General features: G+C 44.3%; 22 protein-coding genes. 6 read left to right on the forward strand and 16 right to left on the reverse strand.

Features of this window, described 5'->3' with window-relative positions; genetic code table 11:
• Nucleotides 1-46 precede the first annotated feature (46 nt).
• The 4 genes from BMZ22_RS04530 to BMZ22_RS04545 form a co-directional block, all read right to left on the reverse strand.
• Nucleotides 47-1081, reverse strand: a complete 1035-nt coding sequence (locus BMZ22_RS04530; protein ID WP_090082179.1) for an NAD(P)H-dependent flavin oxidoreductase — start codon at nt 1079-1081, stop codon at nt 47-49.
• Between the two features lie 118 nt (nt 1082-1199).
• Nucleotides 1200-3377: a TRAP transporter permease gene (locus BMZ22_RS04535; RefSeq protein ID WP_245745201.1), complete on the reverse strand. Its 2178-nt coding sequence runs from the start codon at nt 3375-3377 to the stop codon at nt 1200-1202.
• Nucleotides 3378-3561: 184 nt separating this feature from the next.
• Nucleotides 3562-4089 carry a DUF1850 domain-containing protein gene (locus BMZ22_RS04540; protein WP_090082181.1) on the reverse strand — a complete coding sequence of 176 codons (528 nt, stop codon included), beginning with the start codon at nt 4087-4089 and terminating at the stop codon, nt 3562-3564.
• On the reverse strand, nt 4089-5135 hold the full coding sequence (locus tag BMZ22_RS04545; RefSeq protein WP_090082183.1) for a TAXI family TRAP transporter solute-binding subunit: 1047 nt from the start codon (nt 5133-5135) through the stop codon (nt 4089-4091). The genes BMZ22_RS04540 and BMZ22_RS04545 overlap by 1 nt, the downstream gene beginning before the upstream one ends.
• A gap of 256 nt (nt 5136-5391) precedes the next feature.
• On the opposite strand from BMZ22_RS04545, the gene BMZ22_RS04550 reads away from it, so the two are divergent.
• On the forward strand, nt 5392-6687 hold the full coding sequence (locus BMZ22_RS04550) for a hypothetical protein (RefSeq protein ID WP_090083120.1): 1296 nt from the start codon (nt 5392-5394) through the stop codon (nt 6685-6687).
• A 43-nt stretch (nt 6688-6730) separates the two neighbouring features.
• Here the strand turns inward: BMZ22_RS04550 and BMZ22_RS16875 are convergent, their stop codons facing one another.
• From BMZ22_RS16875 to BMZ22_RS04575, 6 genes are all read right to left on the reverse strand, one after another.
• Nucleotides 6731-6874: a hypothetical protein gene (locus BMZ22_RS16875; RefSeq protein ID WP_177183347.1), complete on the reverse strand. Its 144-nt coding sequence runs from the start codon at nt 6872-6874 to the stop codon at nt 6731-6733.
• A gap of 64 nt (nt 6875-6938) precedes the next feature.
• Nucleotides 6939-10103 (reverse strand): DEAD/DEAH box helicase, encoded by a 3165-nt coding sequence (locus BMZ22_RS04555; protein WP_090082185.1) that lies wholly within the window; start codon nt 10101-10103, stop codon nt 6939-6941.
• A gap of 177 nt (nt 10104-10280) precedes the next feature.
• Nucleotides 10281-10415 carry a YvrJ family protein gene (locus BMZ22_RS04560; protein ID WP_090082187.1) on the reverse strand — a complete coding sequence of 45 codons (135 nt, stop codon included), beginning with the start codon at nt 10413-10415 and terminating at the stop codon, nt 10281-10283.
• Between the two features lie 69 nt (nt 10416-10484).
• Nucleotides 10485-10706 carry a DUF2922 domain-containing protein gene (locus BMZ22_RS04565; RefSeq protein ID WP_090082188.1) on the reverse strand — a complete coding sequence of 74 codons (222 nt, stop codon included), beginning with the start codon at nt 10704-10706 and terminating at the stop codon, nt 10485-10487.
• Nucleotides 10707-10740: 34 nt separating this feature from the next.
• The gene (locus BMZ22_RS04570; protein WP_090082190.1) at nt 10741-10965 is read right to left on the reverse strand and encodes a DUF1659 domain-containing protein; all 225 of its coding nucleotides are present in this window, start codon (nt 10963-10965) and stop codon (nt 10741-10743) included.
• Between the two features lie 409 nt (nt 10966-11374).
• Entirely contained in the window at nt 11375-11968 is a 594-nt protein-coding gene (locus BMZ22_RS04575) for a superoxide dismutase family protein (protein WP_090082192.1), read from the reverse strand.
• 128 nt (nt 11969-12096) lie between these two features.
• Here BMZ22_RS04575 and BMZ22_RS04580 point away from each other — a divergent pair, with 128 nt between their 5' ends.
• The gene (locus BMZ22_RS04580) at nt 12097-12474 is read left to right on the forward strand and encodes a PH domain-containing protein (protein ID WP_090082194.1); all 378 of its coding nucleotides are present in this window, start codon (nt 12097-12099) and stop codon (nt 12472-12474) included.
• A gap of 56 nt (nt 12475-12530) precedes the next feature.
• Here the strand turns inward: BMZ22_RS04580 and BMZ22_RS04585 are convergent, their stop codons facing one another.
• Both BMZ22_RS04585 and BMZ22_RS04590 read right to left on the reverse strand, forming a co-directional pair.
• Nucleotides 12531-13043: a DoxX family protein gene (locus tag BMZ22_RS04585; protein WP_090082196.1), complete on the reverse strand. Its 513-nt coding sequence runs from the start codon at nt 13041-13043 to the stop codon at nt 12531-12533.
• A 194-nt stretch (nt 13044-13237) separates the two neighbouring features.
• Nucleotides 13238-13456, reverse strand: a complete 219-nt coding sequence (locus BMZ22_RS04590) for a hypothetical protein (RefSeq protein WP_090082198.1) — start codon at nt 13454-13456, stop codon at nt 13238-13240.
• Between the two features lie 232 nt (nt 13457-13688).
• Here BMZ22_RS04590 and BMZ22_RS04595 point away from each other — a divergent pair, with 232 nt between their 5' ends.
• Genes BMZ22_RS04595 through BMZ22_RS04605 form a run of 3 tightly spaced genes read left to right on the forward strand, consistent with a single transcriptional unit; the run spans nt 13689 to nt 16778 of the window.
• Nucleotides 13689-14594, forward strand: coding sequence for a M23 family metallopeptidase (locus tag BMZ22_RS04595; RefSeq protein ID WP_090082200.1), 906 nt, complete (start codon nt 13689-13691; stop codon nt 14592-14594).
• Between the two features lie 14 nt (nt 14595-14608).
• Entirely contained in the window at nt 14609-15535 is a 927-nt protein-coding gene (locus tag BMZ22_RS04600) for an ABC transporter ATP-binding protein (RefSeq protein WP_090082202.1), read from the forward strand.
• Nucleotides 15528-16778 (forward strand): ABC transporter permease, encoded by a 1251-nt coding sequence (locus BMZ22_RS04605; RefSeq protein WP_090082206.1) that lies wholly within the window; start codon nt 15528-15530, stop codon nt 16776-16778. The genes BMZ22_RS04600 and BMZ22_RS04605 overlap by 8 nt, the downstream gene beginning before the upstream one ends.
• A gap of 40 nt (nt 16779-16818) precedes the next feature.
• Here BMZ22_RS04605 and BMZ22_RS04610 read toward each other — a convergent pair whose 3' ends face one another.
• The 4 genes from BMZ22_RS04610 to BMZ22_RS16880 all read right to left on the reverse strand — a co-directional run bounded on the left by BMZ22_RS04610 (nt 16819) and on the right by BMZ22_RS16880 (nt 19716).
• Entirely contained in the window at nt 16819-18507 is a 1689-nt protein-coding gene (locus tag BMZ22_RS04610; protein WP_090082209.1) for an aryl-sulfate sulfotransferase, read from the reverse strand.
• A gap of 124 nt (nt 18508-18631) precedes the next feature.
• Nucleotides 18632-19114: a hypothetical protein gene (locus BMZ22_RS04615; RefSeq protein ID WP_090082212.1), complete on the reverse strand. Its 483-nt coding sequence runs from the start codon at nt 19112-19114 to the stop codon at nt 18632-18634.
• Between the two features lie 78 nt (nt 19115-19192).
• The gene (locus tag BMZ22_RS04620) at nt 19193-19435 is read right to left on the reverse strand and encodes a hypothetical protein (RefSeq protein ID WP_090082216.1); all 243 of its coding nucleotides are present in this window, start codon (nt 19433-19435) and stop codon (nt 19193-19195) included.
• Nucleotides 19436-19563: 128 nt separating this feature from the next.
• The gene (locus tag BMZ22_RS16880; RefSeq protein ID WP_177183348.1) at nt 19564-19716 is read right to left on the reverse strand and encodes a hypothetical protein; all 153 of its coding nucleotides are present in this window, start codon (nt 19714-19716) and stop codon (nt 19564-19566) included.
• Between the two features lie 256 nt (nt 19717-19972).
• Here BMZ22_RS16880 and BMZ22_RS04625 point away from each other — a divergent pair, with 256 nt between their 5' ends.
• Nucleotides 19973-20872 (forward strand): N-acetylmuramoyl-L-alanine amidase family protein, encoded by a 900-nt coding sequence (locus BMZ22_RS04625; RefSeq protein ID WP_090082218.1) that lies wholly within the window; start codon nt 19973-19975, stop codon nt 20870-20872.
• Nucleotides 20873-20903 lie beyond the last annotated feature (31 nt).

Below are 20903 nucleotides of genomic sequence, written 5' to 3' on the forward strand. Positions count from 1 at the left end.
ATCGTTCGCCTTTTATATTAATTATGTCCCATCCCCTTTTCATGGACTACATAAATGAACTCACGATCGCTGCAGCCTTTTCTTCGGTCTCGATAAAGCCAACACCCTGCCCGGCCCACAAAGATTGCATTTCCGCCATCGCAAAGTCCTTGCCGGCTGCGCGTATATCTTTCGTCATCTGATTCTGGACCGGAAATGGCAACGGCGCTATTCCGCTCGTCTCCACCTCATCGACAAACCGATTGCGGATAGCGCGCGCCGGACGCCCGGAAAACACTTTCGTAATGACCGTGTCATTGGTTTCAGCTTTCATAAGCGCCCTGCGATAGGCTGGGTTCGTGCCAGCTTCTTCTGCGAGTAAAAACCGTGTGCCCAATTGAACGGCTGATGCACCCATTGCGAATAATGCATCCGCTTGAGATTTTGTATGTATGCCGCCTGCTGCAATTACCGGCAGCTCAGTATATTCCAAAAGTTCCTGAACAAGAACGTGCAAGCCGATCTGGCAGCCATCAGGGAATTTTTCTGTATTAAACGTACTCCGGTGACCGCCTGCTTCCATCCCTTGTGCCACAATCGCGTCATAGCCTGCTTCCTCCAGCTGCCTGGCTTCCTCAAGGTTGGTTGCCATGCCAATTAACGTCACATTGTTAGCCTTCAAGCGATCAATTAATACGTATGAAAGTACGCCAAATGCCGTACTAACGACAGAAATATTTTCTTCGAGGATGACATTAATTTTTTCATGTAAATGGTCATGAACCTTAATCGTGTTCGCCCCGGCATCGATTCCTAATTCGGAGCGGTACTGGTTGAGCAATTGCTGCATAGGCGCGACATCTGCATAAAACGACTCCAAGTTTGCAGCAAACACATTTACAGCAAATGGTTGTTCAGTCAGCTGTCTCGTTTTTTGTATTTCTTCCTGTAATGTTTTATCACTCATATACCCTGCCCCAATAGTGCCAAGGCCGCCCGCATTGGAAACACTGGCAACTAAATCAGGCGTTGTAATGCCGCCCGCCATTCCAGCCTGAACAATTGGTGCATGGATGCCGATTTTATTTATAAATGAGCTCATGCTATCCCCCCCTCCCTCTATTCTTGTCTCTAAGCATATCATAGTTACATTTTAAAAAGCCTCTCACAATATGAAAAGAGCTATTTCACAATTGAACCCTGTAAAATAGCTCTCTGATTCACACATTGTCCTGGGCGGTTAACATGCCTGATTTATCGTTTTTGTTCTTTTTCCACCATTGGTAAAGAATGATGACAGCAAATAGCCCGACGCCGATGAGATCTGTCCATAATGAATGATTAAGCAGCACAACAGCGGCCGATACAGCCAGAACACGTTCAATCCAGCCAAACTTGGCCAACAGATAGCTTTGAATAAACGTCGACCAGGCTATAATTCCAATAAATGCTGTCGTAATGCTCAACAAAATCTGTACCATTGTAGCAGTATCATCCTGCAAAATCAGGATTGGATTAAGCACAAACGCAAACGGCAAGAGCAATGCGCCCATATCAAATTTGAACCCTTGTACACCGGTTGCCACCGGGTCTGCCTTGGCAATCCCCGCTGTGGCGTATGCCGGCAAGTTAATCGGCGGTGTATCATCAGCAAGGATACCATAATAAAACACGAACAAATGCGCTGCCAGCACCGGAATCCCAAGCTGAATCAAAGCCGGCGCCATGACCGCTGCAAGCACGATATAAGTTGCAGTTGTCGGCAGTCCAAGTCCCATAATAATACACGCAACCATGGTGAAGAGCAAGACAAGGAAAATCTGGTTGTTTGCCAAATCGAGTATCAAGCCTGAGAATATCGGTCCCAGACCCGTCATTGTCACAACACCCGTCAGTATACCGGCAGCCGCACATGCTGCTACAACGCTTAGTGCATTTTTGGCACCAATCTCAAGTGCCGTAAAAAACTCTTTCCAGCCAAATTTATCCTGTTTCTCGCCTTCAGCTTTTTTACCCAGCGCATACCAGATGAGCGCAAACATTAATGCACCGATGGAAACAAATGTCACGTACTGATTAAGTCCGAAGAGCAAATGTGCTGCATAGGCTGCACCGGTAAACAGAAGCGCAACCAGAAAGCCGGCTCCAAGGCGCTGCTGCATACGATAAGAAAACAACGCAATCGTAATTGTTCCGATAATCGCCATGAACGAAGCCAAGATCGGCGTCAGACGCATAATAAGCAGCACAACAATGGCTACGATCGGCAGCAGCAAATAACCTCGGCCGGCCAGAATTTTCCATGGCGATACGAGCTCCGTACGCGGAATACCGACCAAATTATTCTTGCTTGCTTCCAGATGAACCATGAATATAATAGCTGTATAACTAAGCAGTGCCGGAATAGCAGCCGATTTAACAATTTCCAAATATGATATACCGGTGAAATCAGCCATAATAAAAGCGGCCGCCCCCATCACCGGCGGCAAAAGCTGGCCACTGGACGATGCTGCTACCTCTATACCACCGGCCACCTTTGGTTTAAATCCAGTCTTCTTCATTAACGGAATTGTAAACGTCCCGGTTGTGACTGCATTGGCCACTGAACTGCCGGAGATTGATCCCATCATGCCGGATGAAATAACCGAAGCTTTGGCAGGTCCGCCTTTAAAGGAGCCGACAAGCGACATTGCGAGATCGATAAACATTTTCCCGGCTCCGGTCACTTCCAAAAACGCACCAAATAAAATAAAAATAAATACATATTGTGCTGACACAGTTAATGGCGTCCCAAAGATACCTTCGTTGGACAGATACATAAACTCAGCGATTTCGCTCCATGTAAAGCCAAAGTGATTCAGCGTGTCAGGCAAAATAGCCCGCGCTCCGAGAAAATCAGGCAAATATGTATCTCCAAGCCACGCATAAAGCATAAACACCGTTGCCAAAATGACAAGCGGTTTCCCGACAACGCGCCGTGTAGCCTCCAGGACAAGCAGTAAGGCAATAAAGGACATCGTCGTATCGAGTGCATTAGGGTTGCCGACCTTACCAACAAGAACATCAGAAATCATTATAATATAAACACCGGTCGAGGCCCCCAGAAGTGCAAGCACGATATCATACCAGGGTATTTTCGTTTGTCCGAGGTTCTTTTTATATGGAAAGACCAAAAATATGAGGGTTAATGCAAAAGCCAGATGTACGGCAGTCAGTTGGCGATTCGGCAACATGTCAATTCCGGCTGAGTACAGATGAAACAATGAAAACGCCACAGCCACAATCAGTACAATGAGTGCCATTTTGCCATAGAGTGTTCTGTCACTGCCTTCGAGCTCTTCCAGCTGTTTGTTCATTTCTTCCTGACTGACTGTTTTATCTAAATTTGAGTCCGCCATAAAGAACCCCCCTTCTGTTGTTCAGGCACCCAACAGACAGCAGACCGCCCAAGCCCACCGGCCAATTGTTCCTGAATATCCTTTGCCGACCGCGTCAACAGGATATTATCATGATAGTTTTCCTATAAAATGAATCGGACATTTACTGGCAGTGCCTTTCCGTTCTTTGAAAGGTTACTGCCAGTTACATGCGGGATAAAAAAGAAAACCAATTTTCTTGTTCAATCACTAGCGAAAATGTCCTTCCTTCAAATGGTTTTTGTGAGATATTCCATGTACGGCCATCAATTGTCAATTTTTGTTCGGCAATACTTACAGGGTGAAACAGTATCTCCTGGAATGTCTTCTCAATATCATCGATTACGTAATAGCCGTCCTCCATGCGATCAGTCGCCCCCGGAGGAGGATTTGTTTCAATGCCTGCCCCAAAGCTGCAATTCCAGCTCTCCATCAACACCATCTCATACGCTTTGTTCACTTCATATTTTTCAATAATCGGACACTTGGCCACTGAATGAAGATAGCGTGAAGAAAAAGTTGTATCGGCATTTATCCGCTCAGCGATTAATACATCGCCATTATCTGCCATTGCGTACATGACATACACATCGTTCGTAAACAAATAAATGCCGGCAAAAATAATGAAACTGATAAGTAACACGGCAAGCCTGCGTTTATACAGGCTTTGCCGTTTCCCTGAAGAAGCCGTCATTACTCGACCGAGATACCTTCTTCTTCATAATATTTGGCTGCACCAGGATGAAGATCAATGGACATGCCATCTGTCGCACCTTCCAACGTTATATCTGACCCACGATCATGTGCGGCCTCCAGCGCGTCTTTATTTTCGAACATGGATTTTGTCATATTATAAACCGTGTCTTCCGGAAGTTCGGAGTCCACGACAAGGATTGCCATAACGGCCACTGTGTTAATCTCTTCTTCCTGGCCGTAATCGGCATATGTGTCAGCAGAAATTGTCTTTTCTGTGTAGTACGAGTATTCCGAAGTCAGATTGCTTATGACCTCATCAGAGAGTGAAAGGACTTTAACATCTTTACTTGCTCCCAATTCCTGAATAGCGCTTGTTGGCGCACCACCAACGATAAACGCTGCATCAAGCGTACCATTTTGCAAGCCCTGTGATGCATCGCCAAAGCCCATATACTCAGCTGTCAGATCATCATACGTAAGCCCCGCTGCTCCCAGTACTTGATTGGCATTTGCCTCGGTACCGCTGCCCTGGTCCCCGACAGCAACAGTTTTGCCTTCCAAATCTTCAAGTGATCCAATCTCGCTGTCAGCCGTTGTGACAACTTGAATATCTTCAGGATAAAGCGAAGTCATGCCTGCCATATTATCGACCGTATTGCCTTCAAAATCTTCGAGCGTCTCACCGTTCACTGCGTAGTATGCAATATCGTTTTGTATTAAAACAGCATCATATTTACCTTCAGCCAGCTCCTGCGCATTGGTTACTGATGCTCCGGTCGAAACAGCCCTTGATTGTGAAACCCCTTCTGCATTTGAGAAAATCTGCTCGGTCATCGCGACACCCAGCGGGTAATACGTTCCGCTTGTTCCTCCCGTTCCAAGCGTCACACGAACTTCTTCAGACGATGAGGCGTCATCTCCGCCGCCATTATCACTGTTTCCGCTGTCATCACTACCACCGCCTTCATTCTGTGCACTGCCACAGCCTGCAAGAGCAAACAGCATGACGATAAGTAACAAGCCTGCGAGTTTTAGACTTCTCATGACACTTCCCCCTTTATTTTTTTGAATATAACACTTATTTAAATTTAAACCGTTTTCATGTTGGTTGTCAAGTTCTTACAGCTTGATAGTCTGTTATCTTATGAGAAATATACCAGAGTATAATAATTTACTATACTGAATGATTATGCAAATTACTTCTTGACAATATTTAGAAAATTCCGTATTATAACTTTAACGATTTTTGTCATCTGTCAAAAAGGGGCTCGACTTGGAAAGACATTTGGGTGAAGGAGGAATGAATGTGAACGTTAAAATTGCTGTGTTCGGCAGAGAAGATACAATCCACCAAATCGGTGCATTAGACGGAGAAATCCCGGAAACGGAAATATTTCTGTTTGCCTGTTCGACCGCAGAAGAAACTGCGAATCAAGTCGAAAAAGCTGTGATGTGTGATATTTATTTATTTGCGGGCGCATTGCCATATTTACATGCTAAAGATCTTTTGGAAAAAAAGCGGCTCCCTGCCGTACAGGTGCCTATTGATGAATACATGATTCTCACATCGCTTTATCATGTCAGCAAAAAGGGACAGGAGATTGACCGGCTTTCGCTTGACGTGCCGGACAGCAGGCAAGTCAGTGAAGTTCTGCATGAAATCAGCACGCAGTACAATCATATTTATACGTACAGCTATGGAGAGTTTAAAGCTGAAGGAACCGAGCATATAGCCGATCATCACCAGAAACTCTACGAAGCGGGAGACATCCGTTTGGTTTTGACGACGCTCGAGGAAGTTGCGGACATTCTCAATAACCGAAATATTCCGGTTGCATGCATGAAAATCCCTAAACGGAACCTGCTTAAAGCAATTGAAAAAGCTAAGTCAATTGCCACGATTAACCATTCAACAAGTGCACAGATTGTAACAGGCTATGCCAGCATAAAAAACATTCATCGACTTCGCTCAGTTTATGGCGAAACCTATATACACGAATTACAGCAAAAGCTGCAGCAGATTTTACGGGATTATGCGAAAAAAACGCAAGCCTCTGTCTTTTTAAACAGCGAGAACCAGTTTGTTTTATTCGGAACAAGGACAATGCTGGATCATATCACCAGCCATTATCGTGACTTTCCATTATTAAAAAGGATGAATGAAGAACTTTCGGTCCCGGCTGATATCGGCTTTGGCCTCGGACTGTCAGCCGAACAGTCAGAGCTTAATGCCCGGCTTGCGCTCGATACAAGCACCGAAAAAGACAACGGCACATGCTACATTGTCAATGAACGGCGTGACCTAATCGGACCGCTCGGCATAAGGAAAGACTTCAACCCATCTAAGCTCTATCGTTCACTTATTCATGAAGCGAAATTAAACAACGAGCTGTCCTATAATTTCATCGATTTTATCGAAGTGCGCAACAATGAGCCTTTTTCGTCCAATGATATTGCAAATCATTATGGTGTCACTAAGCGCAGTGCTGAGCGTACAATTAAAAAACTCATTGCCGGCAACGTCATTAAAGCAAGCGGCGAAGAAAAGCCTTACGTCAAAGGACGCCCGCGCAAATTGTTTAAACTGAATCAATAGCAAAAAGACCGGTGTCCAGCCTCCGGTCTTTTCCGTGTCTTGTTCAGTTGTTAAATAGATAGTTAATAATACTGTCGAAAAACGATACTGAATTGGTAACTAAGAAAATTGGCAGCAGCATGATTGCCAGGATAACGGCGATATTGGATAGTATGAATTTGACAGGTCCTTCGACGAGTTTGGTCATCTTCACCACCCTTTTGGTGTGCCGTTAATCCCATTGTAAAACTTTTTAATATTTCTGTAAACTATTAAAGGTTTAATAATTCACGCACATCTTCTTCACTGAGACTTGACAGCATAGCCTCTCCCGGCTGAATAACTTCATCGATCAGTTCCCGCTTTTTCTGCTGAAGCTCATATATTTTCTCTTCAATCGTGCCTTCAGTGATAAGCCGGATCACCTGAACAACATTTTTCTGACCAAACCGGTGAGCGCGCCCTGTAGCCTGATCCTCAACGGCAGGGTTCCACCATAAATCATACAGAATGACTGTGTCCGCCCCGGTCAGATTTAATCCGGTCCCGCCTGCTTTCAACGACACAAGAAAAACGCTTTTCTCGCCATTATTAAACCGTTCGCTCATTTTGACCCGCTCTTCTGAACCGGTCTGCCCGTGCAAATAGAAATAGTCAATCCCTAACTCATCCAGTTTGCCGATAATAATTTCATGCATGCTCGTAAACTGGGAGAAAATCAGCATCCGTTTGCCGTTTGCCGCGGCATTTTTCACAGTATCCATCAATTGATTTAATTTACCGGATTCACCTTCATAATTTTCCAGAAAGACTGAAGGGTGACAACAGATTTGCCGCAGACGTGTAAGCCCGGCCAGTATTTTCATCCGGTTCTGCTGAAAACCTCTTTCTTTCATCGATTGGGCCGCTTCCTGCTGCAGTTGACGCCAGTAGCCGATATACAGGTCTTTCTGGTCCTTTGTCAGCTCTGAAACATGTACTGTTTCGATCTTTTCCGGAAGTTCTTTCAGCACGTCCTGTTTTACCCGCCGCAAAATAAACGGTCGTGTCAGTGAGGCAATTTTTTCATTTTCCAATTGTTTGAATTTGCGCTGACTCGGCATCAAACCGGGCAGTACCACCTGGAAAATCGCCCAAAGCTCATTTATGGAATTTTCAATAGGTGTGCCGCTAAGCGCAAAGCGTCTTCCAGCTTTCAATTGGCGGATGGCGCGTGATGTTTTGGTCGCGTAGTTTTTAATGTATTGGGCTTCATCAAGAATCAGCGTTTGAAATGATTTATCCTGATAATGCTCAATATCCTGCCGCAATGTTGCGTAAGATGTAATCCAGACATCCTTATCGCTATTTTCTTCAATCATATCAGCTCGTTCGGCAGGCGTCCCCGCCATGATGGTCACCCGCAGATCCGGCGCAAATTTCGCAAACTCATTTTTCCAATTGTATAACACAGAAGATGGGGCAATAATGAGATGCGGCGTGTCACTGGGCTCGGAAAGAATGTAGGCAATACTCTGCAATGTCTTGCCAAGCCCCATATCATCCGCCAAAATACCGCCGAGATGATAATGACTCAGCGACTTAAACCATTGGTAACCTGTCAGCTGATAGTTTCGCAGGTCGGCGTTTAAGTTATCAGGCAATGGATAGACTTGCTCTTCAGGTGACTGCAGTTGGCTTAGAAGCTGTCGGAATGCCGGGTCATACTGTTTGGGCATATCGATTAATTCATCAACCTGCGTCCCGCGGTAAACCGGCATTTGCACATTCCCATTCTCAAGATCTCCCTGATTAATGTCCAAATCATCGAAAAGCTGTTGCATCGACTCAAATGCTTCACTTTCCAGTGACAAGAACGCGCCATCATTCAATCGATAATACCGCTTCTTTTCCATCACTGCGCTCAACACCTGATTAATTTCTTCATCGTTGACACCATCAATGTTAAAACCGATATCGAGGAGATTGGACGACGATTCCAGCTGAACGCTCGTGCTTGGGGATGGCTGCTGATCGATGAAAAATTGTCGTATCTCATCAGTCATATACAATTCCAGATACTTATCGAGAACCGGCATCACTTTAAATAAGAACTCATACAGTGTCTCCTCATCGATTTCAATATACAGCTCTCTGCCGTTATAATGAAAATTCGCATGCTCGATCAGATTCATGATTTGCTGTTCTTTTTTAACATCGCGAATAAGTATACCGTCACCATCCTGCTCACGGCCGTTAAACGGGTCAATCTCATAATTCCCGTAATGATAACTCAGCTTGCCGGCGATCTGGTTATCCTGCAGCTCAAGATAAAGTTTGGCTGTGAGCGGCAGCTGAATAATATCATTAGCTATACGTTCTGAAATGTCTACGTTGCCTATTTTTTCCAGTGAAGGGACTACCTGGGAGATAAAGTCATCCTTTTTTTCATTTGGAACGGGCAACTGCCTGCTGGCGGATGCGGCCATCGTAATGTGCTCGATGATCGGGAGCTGCTCATCTTCAGGAAAATAAAAACTTCCGTCAGAAAAAAGCAATCCATATTGCTTAAAATACGTAATGGATTGGGCATCAACCATCCTTAGCGCCAGCTCTCCTGCATCTGTTTCTGTCAGACTGAAGTGAAATGGCAGCTCACCTTCTGTCACCGTTATGTCCTGATAGTTTCCATCAGCTGCTTTAACAGTGAAATCACGTTCGGAAAGCTTTTCAAGCAGTTCTTTAGCGGTTAATGGCGGAATGATAACTGACCTGTCGGGAGCGTCAGTGAATCTGTAGATTGCCCGGTCAAAATAAACCTTTTCATTGTTTAATATGGCATGAAGTTTCTCCAGTATTTCCAAATCCTGCTCCTTGAAATAATGGATGTCCGGGTTATAGGTGAAGGTTTTTGTGAAATAATGTTCATTGCCGGTAAATACATCTTCCAAAAAGTCTTTTACGTTTTTCACAATAAGTGGACGGCTTTCACCGACTTTCAATTCCAGCAGCAAATTTTTCTCATATTCCCATCTGCAGGAATAATTGATTTGAAGCGGGATTTTTTGAAATGTGATTTCATCGGCAGGCTCATATTCAGCCAAAGAAGCGATTGAGTTCATCAGCCAGTCGGTCACGTTATAATCCCTGGAAAGCGTGGCAGGGTTATTGCTGCTGTTGTTCTTCAGTTCGAGCATGACTGCTGCAATATGCTTGCAGGGGCCGAACGTGTCAAATGCCGGACAGTCACACGACACCTCAATTGAACCTTCTGTTTCGTCGGCCATATTGATCTCGACAAAATAGTCTTCCGTCCCCTTTACGACAGCAGACCATATATTATAATTACGGTCGTAAATCAAGTTGTTAACAAGGCTACGATTATAATATTGTAAGCCGCGTTTATACACGGCATCCGGAAACATATGCTGTATATCAATATCCTGAATCGTTTTCAAAATGACACTACCCTACTTTCTGCGTACTCTTATCCTATTATTGTACAATGGAGACGATTATTTTTAAACTGTCGGCTATTAATAGGATGGGAGATTTATATAAATATTAAACGGCCGATACAAAAATTAAGGTAAAATGTGAAAAACTTCGGTATATGCCGAAGTTTTTGTAACGTGCTATTTCATTTTACCCGGAAGTGCATGGATCGATTCGATCAAGTCGTTTAGTTTGCCTTCAATCCGGTGGAGCAAATAAAAGGTCACCATGATGGGGAAACCAACTTCTGTCACGAATGATACCCAAGTTTCCATTGACAGGACCTCCTTCAAATGAGAGTTAGTTTAAAAAGACCAGGGCGGTGAGGCCACTGGTCTTAACGTTTAGCTTTCAGGCAGTGTTATTTTTTCAACAGTCCGGTCTACGATACGGGCGCTTTTCTTGGAAACGAGATCGCCGCCTGACGATGTGAATGCGTTTTGCGTAATGATTTCATCCATTGCAACGCCGACTGCGACTGGGTCAACCGGCTCAATCGGCTTTTCCAATGAATAGGTGACTATCCTTTCGTCTTCATTAAGAAATTTCAACTCAAGTTTTTTCAACTTGATCCCTCCTCTCGTAATAGGTCGTTAAACCTTATTCTTGTGTAATCTCATAGTCATCCTGGCGTTCAACATTGTAAAGCGGTCGTTCCTGCAACCCGGAAACAGCTGTTGCAATAGCGTATAACTGATCTGAGGTCGCCTCCGGTTTCACATTATTGAAGCTTTTCGATTTGTATACTGCTTTGCCGGTCATCAAGTCATTGCCGTCATCCAATACCAATGTCAAGCGCGAATTAACTTTTTCGGCTACGGCCATATTGAGCACCTCCTTTCACTTGTATAATCGAAGCGAAAAGAGGAGTGGGGGCATTAAGCAAAAGAATAAAATATTTTATTTGGTCAGAGGCAAGGGCGCAACTTTTTTGTGTTGACGCCGTTGTTTATTTGAGTGGAGCACACGAATTCTGGAGGGACTTGGGAGGGACTAACCGAATTTCGCGGGGGTCCACGCGAAATCCAGAGAGGACTAACCGAACTACGTGGAGACCACGCGAATTCCAAGAGAGACCAATCGAACTACACGGGGGACTACGCGAATTCCAGGGAGACCAATCGAACTACACGGGAGACCACGCGAATTCCAGGGAGATCAACCTATCTTCGCGGGGCACCCGGGCGTCTCGTTTCTTCCCTCACAGTTTAACAATCTTGTTCTTTATCCTGATTCACTCACTTATAACGCCGCACGCAATACGTTCACCGGCGTCCCCGGAAGGCTGTGACTCATAATCATCCGCTCCTGAATGAATCACAAGGGCTGTGCCGCCTTCCTTCAGCAATGAATTTTCCTCGCCTTTTTCCAACGTAACCATCTCAGCTTGGGCGTCATGAAACACATTTCCGTCTTCGTCCACTTCTATATTCGGCAAATCACCGGCATGCGGACCTTCCGGATGATCGAACCCATGCTTGGCGTCTGTCGGGTTGAAATGACCGCCGGCTGATTCGAAATCCGGCGCCTCACAAACACCGTTTTCATGAATGTGGAAACCGTGGGTGCCGCTCGGTAAACCGGAAGCCTCCAGTGTAACCTTCACGCCGGTATAAACAGGTCTGATAACCGCCGTGCCGACTTCTTCTTTATCACGATCGTAGAGTGTGACGTCCAATTTATGGGACTCTTCACGCAAACTACTGATTGTTTTGACGCCAAGGTCAGTTCTGTGCATTTCAGCTTCTTCCTGTTCGTCTTCCGTATTACCACAGCCCGCAATTAACAGCGAAAACGCCAGTCCAAAAACAAGCATCCATTTTTTCATATGTATCGTGCTCCTTTCCATTCATTGATGGATAATTCTGTCAAAATTAGTCTGTACAAACCTATAAAGTTTATACATGGACAGGGCGGTTTGTTACAATAAAAACACCAATTAATAGGAGTGATACCATGGGTATTTTCGATGGCATGATGGGCAATGCATCCGAAATCGATGTAAATGATGCGGAGAACGAGCTTGAGGAGCTATTATCATCGGGCGAGAATGTGGAGCATGCTTATAGGTTGATAAGAGACCTGATGGTATTTACCAACAAACGGCTTATTCTGGTGGATAAGCAGGGTGTTACCGGCAAAAAAATTGAATATCATTCCATTCCTTATAAGAGCATTACACATTTTTCTGTTGAAACCGCCGGCACGTTCGACCTTGAAGCTGAACTGTTAATCTGGATTTCCGGAAGTGCAACACCTATCCAGAAAACATTTAATAAACAGTTGAATATTTATAAGGTGCAGAGTGTTCTTGCCAGTTATGTTGCAGGTTAATGGCCCTCAAACGAAAAAAGCTGACCTTCCAATTGGAAGATCAGCTTTTTTATAGACTATGCAGCAGCAGCTTCACGTTCTCTGCGCTTCTGACGCGGATTGTGGTTTCTCAAAAATGGAATTACCCAGCGGTCGAGACCATAACGGCCTGCGTTGTAACCAGCTGTCAAAAGGAATACTGTAATTAGCACCATTTGTGCGTTTGTGCTGACAGTGCCGCTGAACAAGAATGCAAAGTTCATTGTGATACCCATCAGAGCTGCGAAGTTTGTAAATATGCCAAGGATAAGTGCTGCACCTACGAGAAATTCGCCCCACATGACGAGAAAACTGAACAGCTCTGCATTCGGCAGTGCAAATGTTTCAAGAAACGCGGCCCACCAGCCTTGTACAGCCGGATGTTCACCTCCAGCACTCGCTATGGCGCCCTGTATAAATCCCCCGGCCTCAAACTCACCACCGGCTATTTTTCCAAATCCCGAAGTCATCCATTGGTAACCAATATAAACTCTTAAAAAGGCCAAAACACCAGCAACAATTTTATTATTGCGAAGAAAATCCAGGAACATGTGAATCCCTCTCCTTTACTTATTTTATATTATGTTCAGTATTTCACAATTAATATTAAAGATATATCTTTATTACGATTTCATCATAACATGCAACAAGCATTAAAAGAATATAAATGTTCACTATTTCACAAATATGCCATAAATTTATGGCGGAAATGTGACTGCTCAAGTTCCGCCATACTTAGTTGCTGTCATTCTTCAATTTTGCTCCGGCTGAGGATATTCATTATAACAACAAAGATTGCTGCAAAGAATGTGAATATGACCTCACCGCCGAAGTCCCCAAGCACGATCAGTAAAGCGAACGGGGTAATGATCGCGATTGCCAGGCTGACATTTGGCTTCCTATCCAATAAATAAATCGATATTATTAATGCTGTAATTGTAAGGATTGTTATGATCCATCCCAACGTCTTCACCTTCCTATTAGGTTTGACACCAACTCAATTTATCCAATTCAGAGCCGGCATTATTTTCAGTTGAACCATTAAATTCTGCTTTCCCCATTTTACACTTTTTCTATAATATTTCCATCTTCTAATGACATTGAAAGTAATATATACTTTATTGAAACTTATTATTGCTTTCTGCGTACTATTAAACAAGGCAGTAAAAATAGGAAATGACTGAGGAGGGGGACCGGTGGGATTTGCTGTTATCCAGTTAATTATCATTCAAATTGCACTGCCAGCTGTTTTTATCTATGATTTATGGCGCGCAAAATCGGATAATCGTCTTGATTGGTTTATTCAACTATCATTCACAATTATATTTTTTCTCTGGCTGTTTCTTTCCGGGCGATGGGACTGGACGGGGTATTATGTTAAATACATATGGCTGATGCTTTTGATTGTGTCAGTTTATTTTTCCTGGCGAAAAGTACGGTCGCTGCCTTTTCGCACCCCACTCAAGGGCTCTCAAAAATTTACACGCGCCGTTTATAGTGTGCTACTCATTATTTTCGGGCTGTATAATATCACGATTTTCAGTGGCTATTCGCTTGAGGGAGAAGCAATTGATCTGTCCTTTCCTCTCCAAAATGGCACTTATTATGTCGGACATGGCGGAAGCTCTACCCAGCTCAATTACCATAACAGTTATGAACCACAACAGTACGCCATTGACATTGTTGCTTTAAACACTTATGGTTTCAGAGCGAACACACTTTTTTCCAGCATTCTTAACGATTATGAAATTTACCGCCATACGCTTTATGCCCCTTGTTCCGGTAAGGTTGTGGAAGCGAGTGACGGCCAGCCGGACATGCGACCGCCGGAAATGGACTCTGAAGAACCATTCGGAAACTACACCGGCATTGTCTGTGACGGCTCAGAAGCTGTCATCTATATGGCCCATATGCAAGAGGGGAGTGTGGAAGTCAATGAGAACACTGTTATTCAAGAAGGTGAGCCAATTGGTGTTGTCGGCAACTCCGGCAATTCATCCGAACCACACTTGCATATTCATGCAGAAAAAGACGGCACAGGCATTCCTATTACGTTTGATGGCGAATTCTTAACCCGGAATGATCTTGTCCGCTCACAATAGAAAGGGGAGAACCAATGGAAACAGTACTTTCCGTAAGTAATTTAAAAAAATCTTTCAAGGACAAACAAGCCGTCCGTGATGTTTCCTTCGACGTACGAAAAGGAGAAATCATGGCGGTCTTAGGCCCGAATGGTGCAGGTAAGTCAACGACCATCCGAAACATTATGGGCATTATGTATCCCGATGAAGGCACCATTTCCTTCAGCGGGCATGGGGAAATCCCCCGGCATAAAATCGGCTACCTGCCGGAAGAACGCGGTCTGTATAAAAACGTAAAGGTAATGGACATTCTGCTTTATTTAGCTGAACTGAAGGATTATCCGTTGAAAAAAGCCAAAGAACGGGCACGCAGCTATTTGAAAAAATTTGATCTTGAAGGACACGAAAACAGTGACGTGGAAGAGCTGTCCAAAGGGATGGGTCAGAAAGTGCAATTTATCTCCTCGATTATTCACGAACCCGAGCTCTTAATCCTTGATGAACCTTTTTCAGGACTCGACCCGGTTAGTCAGGAGTTATTTAAAAATGAAATACGCAGTCTCGCAGAAAACGGCACTGCGATTCTATTATCCTCGCACCAAATGAATTTAGTAGAGGAAATGTGTGACCGGCTTTTCATGATGCACAATGGCGAACGCGTTATTTATGGTGATATGGATGACGTGAAAGAGAAATATGCGAATTTCAAGTGTACGATCCATGGCAGAAACAATATGCATCAGCTGGAAGGATTGCCAAATGTTGAGCGGGTCCAACAGGATGACGATACGTTTGTCCTTTACTTGTCTAAAGATGTCGAAGCTGTCAAATGGTTAAAGAATTTGCCGGACAGCCTGTCAGTTCAGGAATTGTCAATTGACCGCATTTCACTGCATGAGATATTTATCGATATTGCAACGGATGGCAACATCGCCCAAAAGGAAGGTGTGTTTGATGCGTAACGCAATGAAAGTCGGCAAATGGGAAATTAAGCGCAATCTAAAAAACAAATCATTTTTAATCGGGTTGTTTTTGACACCTGTTTTGTTTTTAGGATTTATGTTTTTCGGCAGCCTTTTCGGTGATTCTGACGATGGCGGTGAAACCACACAGGTTTATGTCAATGACCAGCTGGGCATGTTTGAAGGCTTGGAGGAAACAGTCGGAGCGAGTGACTTGGACTGGAACATGGCGAAAACGGACATGAATGAAGCAAATGTGGAAGCTGAGCTTGCATCGAGTGAGAACGCTGCCTATATTTTTCTCGATGACCGCGCACTGGAGGAAGGAATCGTGCCGGTATATACGGGCGAGGAAATCGGTCCCGGTTTTATGAATCAGGTCCAGATTCTATCCAATCCGGTAAAAACATTGCAGATGCAGCAGCTCGGATTATCGGATGAAGAGTTGGCAGCTGTTTCGATGACAATTCAATTCGAGGAGACAACGTCGGAACAACTGACCGCAGAAGGGGAAGGGACACAAACAGAAAGCAGCGGATTTCTCGGGGAAGATCCATTTGAACGTGTGATACCAGGTGCTTTCGCCGGCATTATTTTGTTTTCAATTGTCGTCTCAGGGATGTATATTTTTCAAAGCGCATCGAGCGAGAAGAAAGACAAGATTGCTGAAATTATTTTATCCTCCGTTACCCCCGGGGAATTAATGCAGGGGAAGATCTTTGGTTATTTTGTTCTCGGCATGATCCAGGCCGCTGTGTTTCTCGTGTTTGCGATTCCAATCAGTCTATGGCAGCTGGATGATGTCGCTATTCTGGAGTACCTGCTCGTCCCCGAGTTAATTTTGATGGTGGCGATAGCTATACTTGGTTACTTCTTGTTCGCCGCATTGTTTGTCGGTGTTGGGGCAACCATGGCAGATATGTCATCAGCGGGCAACTTTCAGGGCATGGTGATGATGTTGCCATTCATTCCGTTTATTTTTATCGGTCCGGTCCTCAGTGATCCAAGCGGATTAGTGGCACAAATTGGCACCTACATCCCGTTCACGACGCCTGGTGTGTTGTTAATGCGGCTTGTAGTGATGGAATCGTGGCCATGGATGGAAATTCTTATCGCACTTGCCATTTTGGCGGTAAGTATCTGGGTATTCATGAAACTTGCCGGAAAGATATTCAAGACCGGCATTCTGATGTATGGCAAAAACGCCACTCCTGGCGAGATTTGGAAGTGGATCAGGGCTTAAAAAAAAGTGGAGCGGCTCTCATAGCCGTTCCACTTTTTTATCAATTGGTTATTCCCACATTCCAGTCCTGTTCAGGATAAAGCGGCATGCGTTCGGCGCGGTATGCTTGCCTGTGGCTTTCTTTTTCAAAACCTGAGACGACCAGTTCAAACACAACGTCTGCTGGCTGACTATTAGTTACTTCAACAATCCGGCTGTTCATGCCTTCATCAGCGTCAATGTAGCCTGACGTTACCAAACGATTGCCTGTCCGATTAAGATAGTCGGCATCCCCAACAATTCGTGAATAAAAATCTTCACCGCGCTGCTTGCCAAATTGCCAAATCTGCTCAACCGTCATTTCGTCAGGGTTTATCCGATACTGTACGGCTTGGCTGAAATCACCGCTGAGCGGGTCTTTGCCGCGCGTGATGACAACATTGTTATCAAACAGCAAATAATCATTGGTTGCCTGGTTATTGTCAAAATCAGGCATTGTCATTGGGGCATGCGGTCCTGCCGGAAATTTAAAATCCTCACTCTTGGGCTCTAGCAAATACTCATCATACGCATCAGGCCATTTTTCATGGTCGGCCAGTATCCAGTTGATCTCCCCTTCTGGATATGAGAGTTTCATAATTAAATCCTGATGCCGGCTGGAAACGAGAATGGAGTCATCCTTTTCCACATACCAGACAGCATTTTGATGGAACCAGTCACCATCATCGGAAAATACATTGCCGTAATCCTCGTAAAAGTCTTCAGGGAACAAGTCACGGAAACTAAAATCCCGCACCGTTTCACCTGTCTCCCGGTCGATCTCAATCATCTCATCTTCAATATAAGGCGAACTCGTGTCGTGCACGGTGGCAAGGAAATTCCCGTTCGGCAACTCAATCATGCCATGGTGTACGACATTAGTATCCGGATAATCTTCCAGCTGAATTAAATAAGATTCGTAGACTTTACCAAGCATATCCATTTCAAGCATTTCATTGTATTGGTCCTGACCTTTTTCTTTAGTCGCATAAAGGATATGACCATTATCAAGCCGTTTGAAGACGTGTGAATTCCAAAGTGTCGAATACCAGCGGACGTCGGCATTATGGTCGACACCGTACGCGTAACGGGTGCTTGGTATCACGAAAGTCAGACCTTCTTCCATATTTTCAGGATGGGATACAGGTGTTTCATTCGTTAAAAAATCATCCGGAAGCGGTTCAGTTTCAATCGTAAATGTGTGTTTGGATGTCTCACCGGATTCTGTAGTCGTTTCAATGGTGACTGTATTTTCATAGCCTGGATAGAGTCCCAGCACGGGAATGGTATGTGTTGTCTGATCGTTATCATATGTACGCTGAATATCAGCCTGCTTGTCTTTTCCTTCAACTGTAACGGTGGTCCTTGCAGGCGCGTCCGTTTCGAACATAACAAGTGCTGTCAGCGGCGCTGTGCCATAGGGATCCAGTTTCACAAACGGATTATCCAATGAATGAGAACCTTTGTTATATTCTTCCTGATAGGCAGCTTCCAGTCCTTTTTGTTCATTAATACGGCGTGTGTCGGAAGCAGAAAGCTGTTCCACTTCACCATCAGGGTGAAATGAAACAGCCGTTTTTTCTGAAGTTTCAACCTTCTGTTCAGTTCCGATTGCCGCATCGTCCGGATCAGCTCCCGTGTATTCGATAACGACAAAGAAAATCACCATGGCAATCGCCAATACCACGAAGGTAACCAGCGCTTTTTGCATTATGACACCGCCTTTTGTGTTGAAGAGTAGATTGGTTTTAGCTCACTAGTCAGTATAAATGATACGATTGACGCCTACAAGCAATGACATTATTACAGTGCCCCGTTACGGCTTAATAAAAACATCATTTGGCATTATTTTCAGATGACAGTGTGAATTTTTCTGTCATGTCATCCCATTCTACAGTGACCTCAATGACAGCATCTTCGTCCACAAGGCTGTTGCTTCTGGTGGTAAAGGTTTTTTCTTTAGGCGGTACATCATATTGTCTGCTCGTTTCAGATGCGCTGGTTGGGGTTTTATACGCATAGCGTAATTCGCTTGTGGATGCGAATTCCTCCAGCGGCCCTTTATAACCCAGCATAAATTTAGAATCTGCCTTCTCCTCATGTTTTAAAACTTCTTCTTCCTCATAAAAGACTTCCTCGCCTTCAACTTCCAGAACAGCCGACCAATGCTCACTCTCACCGGTAAATGTATAATCGTGTGTGATGATATCTCTATTCTTTGAAGCGGTCTCGCTTGTATCTACCACTAACGTAACAACAATCGTTAATAAAACGAATCCAATTAGTGCTGTGATAGCTTTTCTGCGATTAACAGCCAATCACTTCCTTTCTCTATGCCTTGTATAGCTGTTAAAAGTTAAGGCTGTTTTTATATAGGATGAGTTAGTCATAATTTGTCAGGCAAGTCGCTGGTGAATAACATCATAGCTGCGTCGCACGTCCTGCTCCTTAACTTTAATATGGTAGGTGGTAACAGTTCCATTTTTCCGGTTTGTTCCGTTATCAGTTGTCAGTGTGCTGACTTTGTAAGCAATCCCCTTTTCATAAAGCCTTGTTTTTGCTTTATAAAAATCCTCGATATTCTGTGAAGCATGCACAATATCCCATTTTGGAAACAAACGGCTTATTAATAGACGCATAAGGTTTCCTCCCCGCTCCGGCCAACCGGATATATTTTGCCAGAAACAGAAGCAGCAGCAGCTATAAATATTCTAATGTGTTGAAGCAATTCCCCCTTCCCTTTCAATATTATTCTATGCCAGCTCCTTCATGACCAATACTTGAAAAGAGCGGATATTCCTCTTATAAGCGATTTAAATAACCCAACAATTAATTCCGGGAAGAACAGAAGCAAATCCGCTATCCAGCCGCGGTCTCTGTTCCTGTCACGTCTTTGTGCATTCTCATGTTTAGTTGCCATTTTGCCTGTCACCTCGAATAATTGCTTCTTTGTTTAGCTTGCATCTATTAATCTCTGAGTTTATATGTTAAGATATTTAGCAAAATAAGCACTTCACAGCCTATAATTTTACAGCGATTACCTAATTTTTCTAGATACCTTTAAAAATTCCTTCTTTTTTCTAAAACTTTTGAATCATTTTTTATATTTGACGTTTAAAAATAATTTTGAGGGAAAGAATGCAAACTATAATGATAGTGTAAAAAGGAGAGGTTTGATGGGGACAATGCGCACGTTTATAACAGCAATTGGATTTATACTGTTTTTTACCATCTTTACTCCGACTGTAATGGCAAATGATGGCGATACATATCAGGTGGGTACTGATGGATTGAATGTCAGAACCGCACCATCTAACAGCGCAGCAGTCGTCGGTCAGCTGAACAGCGGTGATCAGGTCGTTGTATTCCAGAAAGAACACGGCTGGGCCCAAACGTACTATGACGGACAAGTTGTGTGGGTGGCTGCGCATTACCTTTATCAGTCCGGGGGCGGTGAAGCAGTAACAACCACATCACAAGCCGGGAGTGAAAGCAGTTCACAATCGCCTGAACCCGCCAGCACAGCATCAGGCACGTTGAACGGTTATAACATCATTCTTGACCCCGGGCACGGAGGGAACGACCCTGGAGCAATCGGCCTCGGCGGCACGCTTGAAAAGAACTTCACGCTAAAAACAGCTGAAACCGTGGCCCAAAAATTGCGCGACGCAGGGGCAACTGTTTTAATGACACGTTCTGATGATAAATATGTATCACTTGCGAAACGGGTCGATATCAGTCGTTCATACGCGACAGATGCGTTTATTAGCTTGCATTATAATGCGTACCCGCTTGAAGGTGTGAATGGATTCAGCACTTATTATCATACGAACGGGGACGATCGCGAGCTGGCCGCAAGCATCCAATCCGGCCTTAAAGGAAACATGGCGCTTAACAGCCGCGGCCTTATGCAAAATGGCTATCATGTACTGCGCAACAACAGCGATTTGGCGGTACTGGCAGAACTTGGGTTTATCACCAACCCCTATGACCTTTCAGTAATTCAGACATCTGAACACCGTCAGAATGTGGCTGATGGCATTGCTGAAGGCGTATTAAATTATTTTAATAACTAGCAAAAAGCTGTCCCCCGGGCAGCTTTTTTTG

It is taken from the genome of Lentibacillus persicus, from assembly GCF_900112705.1.
Lineage (GTDB): Bacteria > Bacillota > Bacilli > Bacillales > Amphibacillaceae > Lentibacillus > Lentibacillus persicus.